The 15,186-nt window shown below is 37.6% G+C and carries 14 protein-coding genes and 2 tRNA genes; 10 read left to right on the top strand and 6 right to left on the bottom strand.

Translation table 11 applies throughout. From position 1 onward, the window contains the following. Window positions 1–38: 38 nt before the first annotated feature. Window positions 39–524, top strand: coding sequence for a hypothetical protein (locus KYH19_RS02335; protein WP_219077419.1), 486 nt, complete (start codon window positions 39–41; stop codon window positions 522–524). Between the two features lie 593 nt (window positions 525–1,117). Here the strand turns inward: KYH19_RS02335 and KYH19_RS02340 are convergent. Both KYH19_RS02340 and KYH19_RS02345 read right to left on the bottom strand, forming a co-directional pair. Beyond that, window positions 1,118–1,906 (bottom strand): (Fe-S)-binding protein, encoded by a 789-nt coding sequence (locus KYH19_RS02340; protein WP_132395021.1) that lies wholly within the window; start codon window positions 1,904–1,906, stop codon window positions 1,118–1,120. 74 nt (window positions 1,907–1,980) lie between these two features. Continuing rightward, a complete protein-coding gene (locus tag KYH19_RS02345; protein WP_219077420.1) occupies window positions 1,981–3,276 on the bottom strand; it encodes a (Fe-S)-binding protein in 1,296 nt (431 codons plus the stop codon). A gap of 228 nt (window positions 3,277–3,504) precedes the next feature. Between KYH19_RS02345 and KYH19_RS02350 the strand changes: the two genes are divergently transcribed. The 3 genes from KYH19_RS02350 to KYH19_RS02360 all read left to right on the top strand — a co-directional run bounded on the left by KYH19_RS02350 (window position 3,505) and on the right by KYH19_RS02360 (window position 4,620). After that, window positions 3,505–3,577 (top strand) — tRNA-Phe (locus KYH19_RS02350). A gap of 282 nt (window positions 3,578–3,859) precedes the next feature. After that, entirely contained in the window at window positions 3,860–4,366 is a 507-nt protein-coding gene (locus KYH19_RS02355) for a GNAT family N-acetyltransferase (protein ID WP_219077421.1), read from the top strand. A gap of 181 nt (window positions 4,367–4,547) precedes the next feature. Then, a tRNA-Phe gene (locus tag KYH19_RS02360) sits at window positions 4,548–4,620 on the top strand. A gap of 99 nt (window positions 4,621–4,719) precedes the next feature. Here KYH19_RS02360 and KYH19_RS02365 read toward each other — a convergent pair. Continuing rightward, window positions 4,720–5,160, bottom strand: coding sequence for an SRPBCC domain-containing protein (locus KYH19_RS02365; protein WP_132395016.1), 441 nt, complete (start codon window positions 5,158–5,160; stop codon window positions 4,720–4,722). A gap of 310 nt (window positions 5,161–5,470) precedes the next feature. Here KYH19_RS02365 and KYH19_RS02370 point away from each other — a divergent pair, with 310 nt between their 5' ends. Continuing rightward, window positions 5,471–7,069 (top strand): S41 family peptidase, encoded by a 1,599-nt coding sequence (locus KYH19_RS02370; protein ID WP_219077422.1) that lies wholly within the window; start codon window positions 5,471–5,473, stop codon window positions 7,067–7,069. Window positions 7,070–7,138: 69 nt separating this feature from the next. Here the strand turns inward: KYH19_RS02370 and KYH19_RS02375 are convergent, their stop codons facing one another. Both KYH19_RS02375 and KYH19_RS02380 read right to left on the bottom strand, forming a co-directional pair. Further along, a complete protein-coding gene (locus KYH19_RS02375) occupies window positions 7,139–7,741 on the bottom strand; it encodes a hypothetical protein (RefSeq protein ID WP_219077423.1) in 603 nt (200 codons plus the stop codon). Between the two features lie 63 nt (window positions 7,742–7,804). Continuing rightward, a complete protein-coding gene (locus KYH19_RS02380) occupies window positions 7,805–8,158 on the bottom strand; it encodes a hypothetical protein (RefSeq protein ID WP_219077424.1) in 354 nt (117 codons plus the stop codon). A 29-nt stretch (window positions 8,159–8,187) separates the two neighbouring features. Here KYH19_RS02380 and KYH19_RS02385 point away from each other — a divergent pair, with 29 nt between their 5' ends. After that, complete coding sequence (locus KYH19_RS02385; RefSeq protein WP_219077425.1) at window positions 8,188–8,670, top strand: GNAT family N-acetyltransferase; 483 nt, start codon at window positions 8,188–8,190, stop codon at window positions 8,668–8,670. 101 nt (window positions 8,671–8,771) lie between these two features. Here KYH19_RS02385 and KYH19_RS02390 read toward each other — a convergent pair whose 3' ends face one another. Then, window positions 8,772–11,189, bottom strand: coding sequence for an outer membrane beta-barrel family protein (locus tag KYH19_RS02390; RefSeq protein WP_219077426.1), 2,418 nt, complete (start codon window positions 11,187–11,189; stop codon window positions 8,772–8,774). A 206-nt stretch (window positions 11,190–11,395) separates the two neighbouring features. Here KYH19_RS02390 and KYH19_RS02395 point away from each other — a divergent pair, with 206 nt between their 5' ends. From KYH19_RS02395 to KYH19_RS02410, 4 genes are all read left to right on the top strand, one after another. After that, window positions 11,396–12,403, top strand: a complete 1,008-nt coding sequence (locus tag KYH19_RS02395; protein WP_219077427.1) for a sensor histidine kinase — start codon at window positions 11,396–11,398, stop codon at window positions 12,401–12,403. Window positions 12,404–12,473: 70 nt separating this feature from the next. Then, a complete protein-coding gene (locus tag KYH19_RS02400; RefSeq protein WP_132395010.1) occupies window positions 12,474–13,208 on the top strand; it encodes a LytTR family DNA-binding domain-containing protein in 735 nt (244 codons plus the stop codon). A 600-nt stretch (window positions 13,209–13,808) separates the two neighbouring features. Beyond that, complete coding sequence (locus KYH19_RS02405; RefSeq protein WP_057932530.1) at window positions 13,809–14,276, top strand: nucleoside triphosphate pyrophosphohydrolase family protein; 468 nt, start codon at window positions 13,809–13,811, stop codon at window positions 14,274–14,276. An 18-nt stretch (window positions 14,277–14,294) separates the two neighbouring features. Beyond that, window positions 14,295–15,146, top strand: coding sequence for an alpha/beta fold hydrolase (locus tag KYH19_RS02410; protein WP_219077428.1), 852 nt, complete (start codon window positions 14,295–14,297; stop codon window positions 15,144–15,146). Window positions 15,147–15,186: the final 40 nt, after the last annotated feature.

Genomic DNA, 15,186 nt, shown 5'->3' on the forward strand with positions numbered 1-15,186 from the left:
GATTTTAATTAAATTGGTATGATTAAAACGCTAACCTGATGAAAAAGTTTACACTGTGCTTGAAAATATCCCTTCTTTCGGCTTTTTGTATGTCTTTATTTGCTTTTTCAGACCCCGAATCCATGCAGCAGTATGCTCTTTATCTTCATAAAACGCTTACCGATCATTATGACAGCAGCCAGGAAAGTGATCAGGTAAAACGTTATGAACTAAATGTTACTAACAATGGTTTTTGCCGTTACAAGCGGTATTTTAATAATGGTAAAACGGAGTATTTCGCATTTAAGTTATCGAAATTTAAAGATATGGACTATTATGGTACCACTACTTCGGGTAAATTATATATCCATACCAAGGGCGACGACGTAATTGTGCAGACCTATAAAGACAGGGGAGGCGATGTAGACTCAATGGCTACCCAGCTGGTTATTCCATTAAAAAATATGGAGGCTGAAGATTTAAATCTGATCCGCGATAATTTGAATAAAATTAATGCAGGAGTTTCAATTTCGCAGAAGCTATAGGTGAAGAAATTAACTTATTAAATAAGGGTATGATTTTTTGGAGCGCAATGTTATTCGCTTTTTTTAAGTTAGTCCTGCTCTTTGCTTTATCCCGATGAAATATCGGGGATGCCGCTCCGATCAGGGCTATTAACTTGGGCTTGCGGCAAGGAAACCTACATAGTAGTAGAAAAACGACTAAATTAAACCTGATCGAACGAATGCCATTTTTCATGGCAGAAGGTAGAGCAGGAAGAAATTAACCTATGGAATACTGCTATTGCTTTCCTAAAAATCATCCTGAAGGATAATTTATTTTATGAAAATGGATATAAATGACAGGAGAATTTTTAACGAACTGTAAGTTGCCAAGCTTCGTCATTGCGAGAAGGCTTTTTCAGCCGACGAAGCAATCTTACAACGATCGCTACTAGCGTGCGCATTAAGATTGCTTCGTTCCTCGCAATGACGATCTTTCTATTGAAATCTATCATTGATAGCTTGTAGAAGGATCTGTTTAATTACAGATTTAAGCGTTTCGACAGGCTCAACGTGAAAGATCAAATAGAAACGCTTATGATACTGCTTTTTATGAAGTGAATCTAAAACGATTGTTAAAGGCCGTTTGCCCTTGCTGTAATCTCAGCAATATCTAATACCTTAACTTCCTGTTCTTTATCTTTTAGTTTAATGCCATCGCTCAGCATTGTCATACAGAACGGGCAACCCGCTGCAATGAATTGTGGATTGGTTTCAAGTGCTTCATCAATACGTTCAACATTGATATCTTTATTTCCTTTTTCAGGTTCTTTAAACATCTGAGCGCCACCTGCACCGCAGCATAAACCATTGCTTTTGCAACGTTTCATTTCTACCAGTTGAGCATCTAAAACTTCTAATGCTTTTCTTGGAGCCTCATAAATTCCGTTTCCACGGCCTAAATAACAAGGATCGTGATAAGTGATTTTTTTACCTTTAAAACTTTCCCCGCCTTCAGCTTTTAACTTACCCTCGTTAATTAAATCCTGGATCAATTGCGTATGGTGGATGACTTCGTAAGTTCCACCCAGACCAGGATACTCATTTTTAATGGTATTAAAGCAATGTGGACAGCCGGTCACGATTTTTTTAATGTTATAAGCATTCAATACTTCAATATTGGTCATGGCCTGCATCTGGAAAAGGAACTCATTTCCTGCCCTTTTAGCAGGATCGCCAGTGCAGCTTTCTTCAGTTCCCAATACCGCATATTTTATACCTACATGATGCAAGATCTTGCAGATATCGCGCGTAATTTTCTGCGCTCTTTCATCGTAACTTCCGGCACAGCCCACCCAAAATAATATTTCCGGTTCTTCACCTGCGGCCACTAACTCGGCCATTGTAGGGACTTTAAATTCCATTTGTCTATTTTCTAGTATCGAGTATCAAGTATCGGGACCTGATGAAATTAATTATTTTAATTCAATGCCAACTGCTAACTTTCTTGTGCCCAGTTAAAACGATCGGCTGGAGAGTATTTCCATGGTGCCTGGTTATTCTCAATATTGCCCAACATTGCATTAATGCTTCCTGGTGCCTGTGATTCTTCCATCACCGCAAAACGGCGGAGTTCCATAATAATCTGTAATGGATCAATGTTTACCGGACACGCCTCTACGCAGGCGTTACAGCTGGTACAGGCCCAGATCTCTTCTCTGCTGATGTAATCGTCCAGTAATGATTTTCCATCCTGATGTTCTGCACCATGTTTATCAATATTCTGGCCCACTTCGGTAATGCGGTCGCGGGTGTCCATCATAATTTTCCGTGGCGATAAAAGTTTACCTGTAATATTTGCCGGGCATACAGAAGTACATCTTCCGCATTCGGTACAGGTATAGGCATTCATCAGGTTTACCCAGCTTAAGTCGGTTGCATCTTTTGCGCCAAATTTACCAGGTTCGGTTTCTGCCGGAACAAAAGAAGGGTCGAGCATTGCTTTTACCTCATTGGTAACCGAGGCCATATTGGTAAATTCGCCTTTAGGCTCCAGATTAGAAAAGTAGGTGTTTGGAAAGGCGAAAAGAATATGGAAATGTTTTGAATAAGGCAGGTAATTTAAAAAAGCCAGAATACCTATAATGTGGAACCACCAGCAGCTGCGCTCAACAATAACCAATGCATGTTCTGTTGAAGGCAGGATATTCATTAAATATTGGCTTACCGGAAATGCCCCCGCATTAATATAATGGCTGGCACCCAACAGCTGTAATTTTGCATCGGCTGCATTCATTAACAAGAAGGCACTCATTAATAAAATCTCGGTGATGAGAATGTAATTGGCATCTGATTTGGGCCAGCTTTTCATCTCTACGCCACTAAAGCGTTTAATTTTGAGAATGTTTCTGCGGACCAAGAAAATAGCACAGGATACCCAAACGGTAAAAGCCAGGATTTCAAAAGAACCGATCAGAAAGTTATATAAACCACCCAAACCATTAAAAATACGGTGTGTGCCGAATAAACCATCGATCATGATCTCCAATACTTCGATATTGATAATAACGAAGCCGATGTAAACAAAAAAGTGAAGGAAGGCAGGGATAGGACGAACAACCATTTTAGATTGCCCAAAAGCCACCCGAAGCATCGTCATTAATCTTTTTTGCGGCTGATCTTTTCGATCTACCGGTTTGCCTAAACGGATGTTGCGAATTATTTTACGCAGGTTAACTGTAAACAGCGCAATTGCTGCAAGTGTAAGTACTAGAAAAAGGATCTGTGCTACCATGCAAAATTAGATTGTTATGCTAAATTAGGATATTAATCTAAATAAATTACTATGCATGCATAAAAAAATTAATAAAATTGTTTGTTTGTACTCATTCTAAGCAAGTATTAAGGCCTTCATTAAGAATCGTGAAAAATTAATTAATTGATAATCAGTGTTGCAATGAAATAATCGAAAAAAAATTTTGCTTTTGAAAAAAGAACACTACATTTGCAATCCCAAACGGATGGTGCCATAGCTCAGTCGGTAGAGCAAAGGACTGAAAATCCTTGTGTCCCTGGTTCGAATCCAGGTGGCACCACTTCCAAAAGCCTTTCAGAAATGAGAGGCTTTTTTGGTTTTATGCCATTCTTATTGAATTGCCGTGGTTTATTTATTTGCAACAGATTAGCATAGTATTCTATTTGTTGACCACCTAAGCCACCTTAGATCATCTAAGTCTATACCATACTTTTAAGGTTGTTTTTGGTTTTCTTAATCATAGGCATTTTATATTCCACATAAATGTCAAGTATTTTAGCATTTTTACGCCATGCAGAAATCTACAGATGATATTATAACCCCGAGGCTAATCCTTCGTTTAATGAATAAGGAATTGATATCCTATTTCCTGGAAAATGATTTAGAAGGGGCAGCACTTTTAATGAAAGCTAATATTCCTGTAGAAATGTTGGATCATCCAGGTAGTTTGCGATATGGCTTAAAGCAATTTGAAGATTCAGATTATTTGCCATGGTCGGCAAGGGCAATTATATTAGCTGAAGAAGATCAAATGATAGGATTGGTGAGGTTCCATAGTAAGCCAAATCCTGAATATTTAAAAGAATATGCTACAAACGCAGTTGAATTAGGCTATCGCATTATTAAAGACTACCGGAAAAAGGGTTATGCAACAGAAGCTGCTACGGCTGTAATGAACTGGGCAAACATAAATTTTGGAGTTGAAAATTTTATAGCCAGTGTTTCGCCGGAAAATAAAGATTCGCTTAAACTTATTTCTAGCTTAGGATTTAAAAAGATTAGTGAGGTAATGGATGATATAGATGGCCTGGAGTATGTTTTTCTAAGGAATATTATTGACCATTTATAGGGACATGTTTTTTTGATCACCTAATTCACCTGAGTGCGTGATATAAAATAAAAATATTTTTTCAGTGCATCTTCTTGCTTATCAAAAAGATGAGGCTTTATGGTCCTGTTTTTATGAAAAAAACTGAAATCCTTTTTTGGAATTGAGAAAAAGAACACTACATTTGCAATCCAAAACGGATGGTGCCATAGCTCAGTCGGTAGAGCAAAGGACTGAAAATCCTTGTGTCCCTGGTTCGAATCCAGGTGGCACCACTTCCAAAAGCCTTTCAGAAATGAAAGGCTTTTTTGGTTTAATGTCATTTAGTAAAAAATTCCACGCAGCACAATTTTATTTATGCTTCATATTGACTTTTACAGGTGCTCATCCGAATTTTCGGCTATCTCTTTAACCTTAGCAAGTGCTTTAGGCCATGTTTTTTCGAAATAATCTCTCCATTCATTGTTAATGCCCATATCAATAACGAGTTCTGTCTTGCCATCTCTTTCATTGAGGGTATAATTCTCAAGTGTTTCGCCCCAATTCCCACTGTAGTCTTCCTTGCCGTCTTTTATCTCACCAAGGTGTTTGATAGACATATACTGGTTTGGGATATTGTCTTGAATCACAGCTACCATTCCATCTCCGTTTTCGCCCAGAAACAAGGCCTTGCTTCCTTTTTTCCAGTCAGTTTCTACACGCGATCCTTCCATAAAAGCAGCTGTCCACTTAGGGTAGGTTTCTACGCCAAACAGCGCATTCCAAACTTTTTCTGCTGTGGCGTTAATTGTGGTTTTAAATTCGATCTTTTCCATAGTTCCCTGGTTTTAAATCAGATAATTAGTATAACAAATTTGCACAGGATTTGATTGACTTAAGCGGTGCAAAGGCGACAATTTGTGGGGGCATAAGGACTAATAGTGAAACACTGTTAGCAGATCTTGTTAAAAATTGCTAAATATCTCAATGAAAAGTAATTTAATCGGTAGATTTACGTAATTCACCAATATATGCGTGAGTGTACAATTTTGAGTTAAATTTAGTTTGTTGGTAGATAAAGTTTATCTCGGAACAACTTAACGATTGCCTTACTCGTATATAGAGATAACATTACTATAAATTCCAATGAAAAATAAGAAATTCTTTTACCTGGTAACGCTAGGTTTTTTAAGCTTTGGGGCTATTACCGGCTGTAAAAAGAGCAGTACTGCACCTGATGAGCCTGTAACTCCACCGGTTGTGACGACGCCTAGCGGAACGCGGGATGAATTGACTAAAGATTCTATTTATTTATACGGTAAAGAACTTTATTATTGGAATACTTCGCTACCCGCTTATGAGGTGTTTAATCCGCGTGGATTTAGTTCGAATGAAGCGGAACTATATGCCATGACACAATATTCTTTAGATCCGGCAACAGGAAAACCATATGAATATGGAAGCACTCCCGGCGAGCCTAAATATTCGTTTTTCGACTATACTGCCGCTACTACAGGTAAAACAGGAGCGCTTAAGGCAGATGTAAATGGCTCAGCCAATGATTACGGTTTTTCTGTTCAATATAATAATACTACAGATTTAAGGGTGAAATATGTTTATCCTAACTCACCTGCAGCCTTGCAGGGTTTAACCCGTGGCTGCAGGATAACGAGTGTAAACGGAAGAACAGAACTGACCTACCCTGGTGCAGTTAATTTTTTAAATAATGCCATTTTTGGTACAAATGCAACGGTGACTCTAGCTTTTAATGATATAGGCGGTAACCCGAAAACAGCTGTTGTATCCAGTAGCTTTTATAGTGTTAATCCGATCTTATTTACGAATGTTTATACGGTTGGAGCAAAGAAAGTCGGTTACATTGTTTTTAATAGTTTTACCAATAATGCCTCTGCCGCCATTAATTCAGCTTTTTCTAATTTCGCTACACAAGGAGTAAGCGAACTCGTGGTTGATTTACGCTATAACGGTGGTGGTTATGTTTCAACAGCTACCCAGATTATTAATTTAGTAGCACCAGCAGGAGAAACCGGTAATACGATGTTTACTTCTTATTACAATAACTATTTACAGTCGATCACTACCGATCAGCGTAATGCCTCTGTTCTGGCACACCAGCCACTGTTAGATGATGAGGGTAAATTACAGACCTTTACCTCTGGTGTAAACAGAAAGTACGCCACTTATGCAGATTTAGATTATTCGCCTACAGCTGCTGATAATATAGAGAAATTTGCAAAATCAGGTAGTTTAACATTAAACAGGGTTTATTTTATCGTAACGGGATCAACAGCCTCAGCAAGCGAGTTAACCATTAACAGTTTAAAACCAGTAATGGATGTGAAACTTATTGGTGCCACAACTTACGGTAAACCAGTTGGTTTCTTTCCGATCAGAATAGATAAGGTGGATATGTATATTCCAGAATTTGAAACTAAAAATAAACTTGGCGTTGGCGGCTACTATTCTGGCCTAACGGTAGATAAAGAATCGGCAGAAGATTTAACCAAGGCCTGGGGTGATGAAACAGAAACATTGTTGGCCAACGCTCTTTCATACGCCAAAAATGGGACTTTTATAACTACAGCTGCAAAAACAGCTAGCTTAAGTACAACGACAACAGTAATGCCATCAAAATTATCGGTGACACAACTAAGAGCATTAGATGAAAAGTTAGATCCAAAAGGATTTAAAGGTATGGTGATGAGGCCGGATAAGAAATTTTAATAAAAGCTAATAACGAAAATGCCCGCTTAACATATTTAGTTAAGCGGGCATTTTTATTTGTGACGGTATTTACAATAATATTTTACTGCTGATATCTTTGTTAATGGTAATATAGCCAGGATATTTAACAGGCGTATTGCCCAGCATAAAGGTTGGTTTTATTTTTATGGTTAATAAACCTAGTTTTTCATCTTTTGAAGATGATCCTTTTTGAGCAGCTTTGATAATATCATTAAATACATTGCCATTAGATATTAATCCGTAAATGTTGCTCACCAATTGTACCGGAACGGTAACCGTTTGGCCTTGTGCAATGCTTACATTTTGATTAACGATGCCTTCTGCCAAATCAGTATTATTAACCAATATTTTATATTCGAACTGGTTTATAGCGGCTAAATTGCCCGACGGGTTGGTTATTTCTAAATTCAGATTGGCTCTAAGCGGAATGTCTTTTCTGAGCAAACCCAATGCAACCCCAGGTAAACTGGTTAAGCTAAAGTTTTGCTGGTCCATTAACGTTTTAACATCTGTGCCTGCAATTGATACCTGTTGTACACCTGTAATTTTATAGGTGCAGTCTTCAAGGGCTTTTATCTGCTGTGCCTGCCTGTTTATTCCACAACCAAAAATGCTTATGGTAAACAGGAAAAGCAATAGTTTTTCTTTCATGTTATTCATAACGCCAAAATAGTAAAACTATTTCAGCTGTAATATGCGTTTAACCAAAATTAACTAAGCACTTGGTGTAGCGGTTTCGATATCATCGCGTTTATCGTCGCTATCAGTTTTGTTTTCTTCGGCAGGTTTCTCCGTAGTATCTGCTTCTTCATCCTGATCATCCAATTTTTTCTCATCCTTAACTTCATCGGTTTTTAATGCCTCACTTGGTTTTTCGGTTTCTTTTTCCGTTGAAGGGATTACGGTTTCTATTTCCAACTGTACATCATCTGTTGGTTTTGGATGATTTGTGCCTGATGTTGTTCCTGTTTTATTTTCTTCGTTTTCCATGGTGTAAATCTGTTTTAATACTTTATAAATGAAATTAGAAGGCATTTTGTTTGCTTTTATTAAAAAGCCACTACTCATTTTTTAACTTTGCATAAAATAAGAGTAATATGGCCATCACCATCAGGAAGATAACTGCGCAAGATAATACTGCTACCGCTTCAATGATCAGGACGATTTTGAGAGAATTTAAAATAGACAAGCCCGGTACTGTTTATACCGATCCTACAACTGATGAGCTATCTATAGTTTTCGAACATCCGCAATCTGCTTATTGGTTGGCCGAAGAGGATGGGGTTATTATTGGCGGCTGTGGTATTTATCCAACAGAAGGCTTACCAGATGGTTGTGTTGAGCTGGTTAAATTATACACCTCGGCATCTTCTCGTGGCAAAGGTATTGGCAAAATGCTCATGGAGAAAAGTATAGCATCGGCACAGCATTTTGGTTATAATGAGGTGTATTTAGAATCGTTCCCTGAGCTTACAACAGCAATCAGTATGTATGAAAAAGCAGGATTTAAAAAGCTTTCTGCTCCATTGGGCAATTCGGGGCATTTTGCCTGTAACGTTTGGATGCTGCTGGTTTTATAGACGGTTAATTGTTGAAACTGACTAATCGGTCAACTATTGCAATTGAGAAAATCTAACCCAATTAGCCAGTTAACCGATTTAAACACTTAACCTAACTCAGCCTAATTTTTGCCGACCCTGTTTTCCTCATCACTTGTTCCGGTTTTTCTACTGTGGGCGGTTTTAATTTTCATATTCCCGAATTTATAGGTAAAACTTAAGTTTATCCTGCGGCTTTCCCATTCGTTCTGCCAATAGGTTTTAATGTTATTGTATTCCAGGTTGGCTCTGAATTTACTGGTATTAAAAATGTCGTTTACTTTTAGGGCTAGTGTTGCATTTTTGTTCCAGAATGATTTTTTAGCACCAATATTTAGCTGGTAACTCCCTAAACTGCGGAAAAGACCAGAAACAGAAGGAGAATCATAATAAGCATAAGATGATAAGCTATAGTTTTTGGATAATGTGATCGTATTATCCATCAATACCGACCAGTTCCAAGAGAAAGCATTATAACCATTTCCCTGTACAGCTGATTCGGTGCGGTTAAATCCAGCCGAAACTTCAGTAGTGTTGTTCCACCATTTGGTTACATCAAAAGGACTTCCCGTTGCCATATAAAAGTTGGTGGTACGGCTTAGGTTTTCTGGTCTGGAGATACTTTCTTTAGTCGCATCATTTTGATAAACTACTTCCCATATCGAGCCGTTGTTAACTGAATAACTCAATGTTAATATCCTGAAGTTTTTAAAGGAATAGTTAAATTCAAAGCTGTTTGCGTACGAGGGCTGTAAAAACGGGTTTCCCTGCAAAGCAGTGTAAGGATCGCTATAAAAAGTAAAGGGATTTAAACTGCTGTATGATGGGCGATTAATACTTTTGCGGTAGGCTGCCGTAATCAGGTTGTTCGAATCGAGTTTTAAAGAAATAAAGAGTGTTGGAAAAAGCTTCCAGTATTTTCTGTCGATCAGGGTATTCGTTCCTGATGAACTGCCGTTGCCCAATGTCTGCTCCGCACGTAAGCCCGCTTTGATTTGTAAATTTTTGAAGTTTTGATCTAATGAAAGATAACCTGCATTAATGTTTTCGTTGTATAAAAATAAATTCGTCCTTCTTGGATCAGTGATCCAGCCTGCAGTTTTCAGCGAATCAAAGCGCACATCGCTCTGCGATTTTACCCAACTGCTTTTCCAGCCGGTTTCCATTTTTAGTGTTTTGTTAAAGTTCAGGGTGTAATCAGCCTTGATTGAATAGATCGATACTTTGCCCATCCCATTATTGCGCAGATCAATTGGAGTACCAATAAGCTGATCGTTTTCATCAAGGTAATTGTTGGTGAAAGTTTCGTTTTTACTATTGTCATAACGAACGTAATCTGCATCAATACCCAGTTCTCCACCCAAACTATCTGTTTTTAACCGGTAGTTTAGGTTTAAAGCGTGGTTTTTCTCTGTGTTATGCTGCGGATTGAACATGCTTGTTCCCCCCATTTTTGCCCCGGCGGCATTATAATTTACCGAATTACTGTTTACCTTGGTTTCTTCCGGAGCGGTATAACCTTTTACCATGATGCCCAGGGTATTTTTATCATCAATAAAATAATCTGCACCGGCAGAATAATTTAAACTATTCGTAATCGGGTGCCAAAAGTTAAGCTGGTTATATTGTTCCTGTCCTATGGTTCTGTTTAAAGTTAACCTGTTGTATGAGTTATAATGTCCGGCGTCTAAGCGCAGATAAGTGCTCACTTTACCGATATTGTAATTCAGGTTGGTACCCGCATAAACTTTTTCATAACGGCCGTAACCACCACCCATATTCATGTTTCCGTTAAATCCCTGCATTTTATTTCTTTTGAGTTTTATGTTGATGATCCCTGCTGTTCCAGCTGCATCAAAAGAAGAAGGTGGATTGGAAATCAACTCTATTTTACTTAATACAGATCCGGGTAGCGATTTTAAGTAAGTGGTTAATTCCAAACCCGTCATGTAACTCATCTTACCATCAATCATCACATTAATTCCTTTTTTACCTTTTAATACAATGTTATCATCCTTATCCAGCTTTACACCCGGCGACCTGCTGATTACTTCCAATGCATTATCACCCGCGGTATTCATCTGTTCTACGTTTACAATCACCCGGTCTGCTTTTTGATCAATTACGGGCATTTTTGATATAATGTTTACATCTTTCAGATTTTGTGCCTGGTCTGTAAGTATAATTCCTGGCACTTTAACTGGCATATCTTTCACTTCAAATGGTGCAGATTGGTTTTTGCTGTAACCCATCATTAATGCCTTAATAAGGTATCTGCCAGATTTAACATTGGCAAACTCATAAATTCCTTGTTGGTTGGTAGCCTGTAAGGCAACTGAAGCCGAATCGGGTAGGTGGATTAAAGCAACTGAAGCATAATCTAGTGCTTTATTACTTTTATCGGTAACAGTTCCTGAGATTTTAATGTTTTGAGCAATAGCGCTTTGAAGGCTAAAAATAAGCAAAGCAAAAAGAGCAGATTTAAATAAGCGGTTCATCATTGTGTTTGTTTTATAATTGACGATTCAAAGATGAAGATGTCGAGTGGGGCTAAAAATTATATAATCCCAACCCTTTGAAATATTATCCCAATCCGTTTTCAGGCAATAAAAGGTGTTGATCCTTAAATTGTACAGGTTGGGATAATTATTTGCAGGTTTGGAATAAGAAAATAGGCAGTTAAAAAAGCTTTGCATAGTTTTAGACCATGAAAACAATAAAAACCATTTCCATCCATATTCTTTGCTGGATACTTGTATTAGGCTATTTTTATGGTGGCTATTTAATTGATGGTACAACTTTTAGCAAAGCCGCTTTAAGTATCTCTATGAATTTTATACAAGTGATAGAGTTCTACATCTGTTACTTATGGGTATATCCAAGATTTTTAAAAAAGAATAAAGTACTTCAGTTAATTGGTGGCATTTTGTTTACCATCGGGGTATTTATTGCACTCAGGTATTTAATAGAAGAAGTGCTTTTTTTAAAATGGTTTGGTTTTCATAATTACGACGACCGTACAACTGCCTGGGACTACATCTCCGATAATATTTATTGGAGTATTGGGTTCATTCTAACACCGGCTGCGGTTTATGGTATCGAGCAGAGCTTTAAATCGGAGCAGATGAACAGAAAACTTAAAGAAGAAGTGGTTAAAGCAGAACTCTCATTTCTAAAATCACAGATTAATCCACATTTTCTGTACAATACTTTAAATTATGTTTATTCCCTGGCTATACCTGTTTCCGATAAACTGGCCAATGCTGTTTTGCGTTTATCAGATTTAATGCGGTATACCCTGAACGATAGTCCGGATGGCAAAGTAAGTTTAGATAAGGAGGTGGAATATCTTGAGAGTTATGTAGCATTATTTAAGATGCGTTTTGAACCCAAATTTTATGTCGACTTTACAACAGAGGGCATTGCCAATCAAAAAATAGCTTCGCTGATATTGATCCCGTTTGTTGAAAATGCTTTTAAACATGGTGTGGTGACTGATGAAGCTCAGCCAGTGCGTATTAAACTCAAAGTACAGAACAAACGATTAAGTTTCGAGGTAAGCAATAAGATCAGTCACGCACAAAAAGACCACTCAAGCGGTGTAGGTATGGTAAATATACACCGTAGGTTAGATTTGATTTATCCCGAAAAACATGAGTTATTGATTTCTAATAACGGCAATACCTATAAAAGTACTTTGGTCTTAAATCTGTAATGAAAAATTTGTATCATTGAAACTATTCTAACACTAATTTAAGCTAATCGCCAACCCCTAAACCCTAACCATGATCCGTTGCCTTGCTGTTGATGATGAATCTTACGCTTCAGATATTATTGCTGCTTTTATCAATAAAACCCCTTTTTTAGAATTGGTTGGGACCACTACAAATGCTTTTGAAGCCCTTAATCTGGTTCAGGAGGGTAAGGTTGATCTCGTTTTTTTAGACATACAGATGCCGGAATTAACCGGGATCCAGTTTTTGAAAATCTGTGGTGGTAAATGCAAAGTAATCTTAACCACGGCTTATCCGGAATATGCTCTAGAAGGCTTTGATCTTGATGTGGTAGATTATCTGCTCAAGCCGATCTCCTATGAGCGTTTTTATAAAGCAGCTACGAAAGCGCAGCAGATTTTAATGCCTGTGGCACCTGTACAACAAGAAGTGGTTATTCAGCAGGTAACACAGGGGAATGATTTTATTTTCATCAAAGGCGATACCAAAAACAAATTTATCAAGGTTAATTATGAAGAGATTCTCTACATAGAGGGGTTGAAAAATTATGTTTCGGTGTATACGGCCACACAAAGGATTGTAACTTACCAGGCGCTTCGTGAACTGGAAACCGAACTGCCCCAACCGCCTTTTTACCGTATCCATAAATCGTATATTATCTCCATCGAAAAAATTAAAATGATAGATGGAAATACCGTTTATATTAACGACCAGGCGATTCCCATTGGGGAAACCTATAAGGAAGAGTTTTTTAAAGTGGTGAGGGAAGGGAAGAAGGGTAGTTAAATATTGTTGAATTGTTGAATTGTTCAATTGTTGGGATTGATCTCTGGTAAACCATTTTCTATCTTCATGTTCTTAATGCCTTAATGGTAAAAATGTAAGAGTAAAACTCAAAGTAAATTCTCTGCAAATCCGTGTTACTACGGCAAAAATAAGCACATAGATTCTGAAATAAATTCAGAATGACGTGTCTCTTTTTACTTCTGTGGAATCCGTGTTTCCGTGGCAAAAAAATGGTTTAGATAGATTCTGAAATAAATTCAGAATGATGTGTCTCTTTTTACTTCCGTGGAATCCGTGTTTCCGTGGCAAAGAAAATAGCCAGATAAATGAATCTATTAGTTCATTGGTTGGTTTTTACAAATCAACAATAAAGCAATTCAACAATCAATTAACCAGTTACCATTCTCACCAGTTTTCAGTTGGCAATTTGCAGATAACAATTTAGCAATCTAACAATTTAGCAATCTAACAATTTTAGCAATTACCACGGTACATTTAAACCAGTTTCAACAATTAACCAGTCTTGTGCATAAATTCTCCCCCAATATTTCTTCCGTTTTCTTTAAGTTTGCTGCGTAAAGATTAAAATCAAAAATCACCATGCAAGAAACCAATTCGCTAAACCAGGTTGCAGAATTTCACACTACCTTTAAACATCCTATTTTAGAAAGTCCTGTTATTCCTTCAAAACAGAGAGCTAATTTGCGTATTTCGCTTTTAGCCGAAGAGCTAAAAGAATTACAGGAAGCTGTAGAAAATGATGATCTGGTAGAAGTTGCTGATGCCCTTTGCGATCTGCAGTATGTTTTGGCTGGTGCCATCCATGAGTTTGGTTTAGGAGGAAAATTTAAGACTTTATTTGATGAAGTCCACCGTTCTAATATGAGCAAAGCTTGCAAAACCGTAGAAGAAGCTGAACAAACGATCCAGTTTTACTTAGATAAAGACCAGACCGAATCTTATTACAAAGAAATCGATGGATTATTTTTGGTGTTCAGAAAATCTGACGATAAAACTTTAAAATCGATCAATTATTCTCCGGCAGATTTAAAATCACATTTGGTTTAACCCATAAATAAGCTCGAATTGAAAAGACTAAAACAGATTGCAAACGAGCTGAAATTGACACAGGCAAATCCTGATGCAGCTTTAATGCGTGAGTTTATTTTTTACTCGCCCAAAATGCCTTTGCGCTTGCATCAGGAACAGCTTATTGCTGTATCAAAACAGTTTAGTCTCCAGGTTTTTGATACCTATTTCACCAATGCCGAAGTAAGCATTAACTGTTTTAGCTGGGGAAATGGCAAACGTAAAGTGTTACTTACGCAAGGCTGGGCTTCAAAAGCTTTAGACTTTTATGAGTTGATTATTGAACTCCAGAAAATAGATGATCTGGAGATCATCGCTTTTGATGCACCTGGCAACGGAAGTTCAATCTCTGAATTTTCCAACCTAATGTTATATGCCGATTCGGTAAATTCTATTTCCTTAAATTATGCGCAGCCTGATGTGCTGATCGGACATTCGCTTGGTGGCATGGCCAACGTAATTGCTTTACAGGAATTAGGAATAACTCCGAATCTATTGATCAGCATTGCGCCATTAATCCGGTTAAAAGAAAACTTCGAACAGAGCCTTGATTCTGTGAACATTGGTGCAAAATACCAGGAGATCTTCTTTGATAATTTTGCTCAAGAATTTCCTGTTCCTGCCAGCCACTTTAACTTGACCGAACTTTATCAGCTAAGTCCGGAGATTGATCATTTTCTGGCATTCGATCCTGCTGATCACATATCTCCATATGCTTATCTTAAAGAATTCCTGGATAAATATCCTGCCATCAACTCAAAATCTTTTGAAGATGTGGGGCATTATAAAATCCTAAAATCCGTTGATGTTATTGAAGATATTGTGCAGAAAATATCGTCATTGCTTTAAGAGATCGTCCTTTCGACCGTAGTGGAGAAATCTATATCTA

The sequence above is a fragment of the Pedobacter sp. D749 genome (genome assembly GCF_019317285.1).
Taxonomy (GTDB): domain Bacteria; phylum Bacteroidota; class Bacteroidia; order Sphingobacteriales; family Sphingobacteriaceae; genus Pedobacter.

Excerpts from the sequence above, each read along its gene's own strand:
- KYH19_RS02390 (WP_219077426.1), bottom strand. The coding sequence starts at position 11,189 with ATGATGAACCGCTTATTTAAATCTGCTCTTTTTGCTTTGCTTATTTTT.
- KYH19_RS02380 (WP_219077424.1), bottom strand. The coding sequence starts at position 8,158 with ATGAGTAGTGGCTTTTTAATAAAAGCAAACAAAATGCCTTCTAATTTC.
- KYH19_RS02370 (WP_219077422.1), top strand. The coding sequence starts at position 5,471 with ATGAAAAATAAGAAATTCTTTTACCTGGTAACGCTAGGTTTTTTAAGC.
- KYH19_RS02385 (WP_219077425.1), top strand. The coding sequence starts at position 8,188 with ATGGCCATCACCATCAGGAAGATAACTGCGCAAGATAATACTGCTACC.
- KYH19_RS02335 (WP_219077419.1), top strand. The coding sequence starts at position 39 with ATGAAAAAGTTTACACTGTGCTTGAAAATATCCCTTCTTTCGGCTTTT.
- KYH19_RS02405 (WP_057932530.1), top strand. The coding sequence starts at position 13,809 with ATGCAAGAAACCAATTCGCTAAACCAGGTTGCAGAATTTCACACTACC.
- KYH19_RS02365 (WP_132395016.1), bottom strand. The coding sequence starts at position 5,160 with ATGGAAAAGATCGAATTTAAAACCACAATTAACGCCACAGCAGAAAAA.
- KYH19_RS02340 (WP_132395021.1), bottom strand. The coding sequence starts at position 1,906 with ATGGAATTTAAAGTCCCTACAATGGCCGAGTTAGTGGCCGCAGGTGAA.
- KYH19_RS02400 (WP_132395010.1), top strand. The coding sequence starts at position 12,474 with ATGATCCGTTGCCTTGCTGTTGATGATGAATCTTACGCTTCAGATATT.
- KYH19_RS02345 (WP_219077420.1), bottom strand. The coding sequence starts at position 3,276 with ATGGTAGCACAGATCCTTTTTCTAGTACTTACACTTGCAGCAATTGCG.
- KYH19_RS02375 (WP_219077423.1), bottom strand. The coding sequence starts at position 7,741 with ATGAAAGAAAAACTATTGCTTTTCCTGTTTACCATAAGCATTTTTGGT.
- KYH19_RS02395 (WP_219077427.1), top strand. The coding sequence starts at position 11,396 with ATGAAAACAATAAAAACCATTTCCATCCATATTCTTTGCTGGATACTT.
- KYH19_RS02355 (WP_219077421.1), top strand. The coding sequence starts at position 3,860 with ATGAATAAGGAATTGATATCCTATTTCCTGGAAAATGATTTAGAAGGG.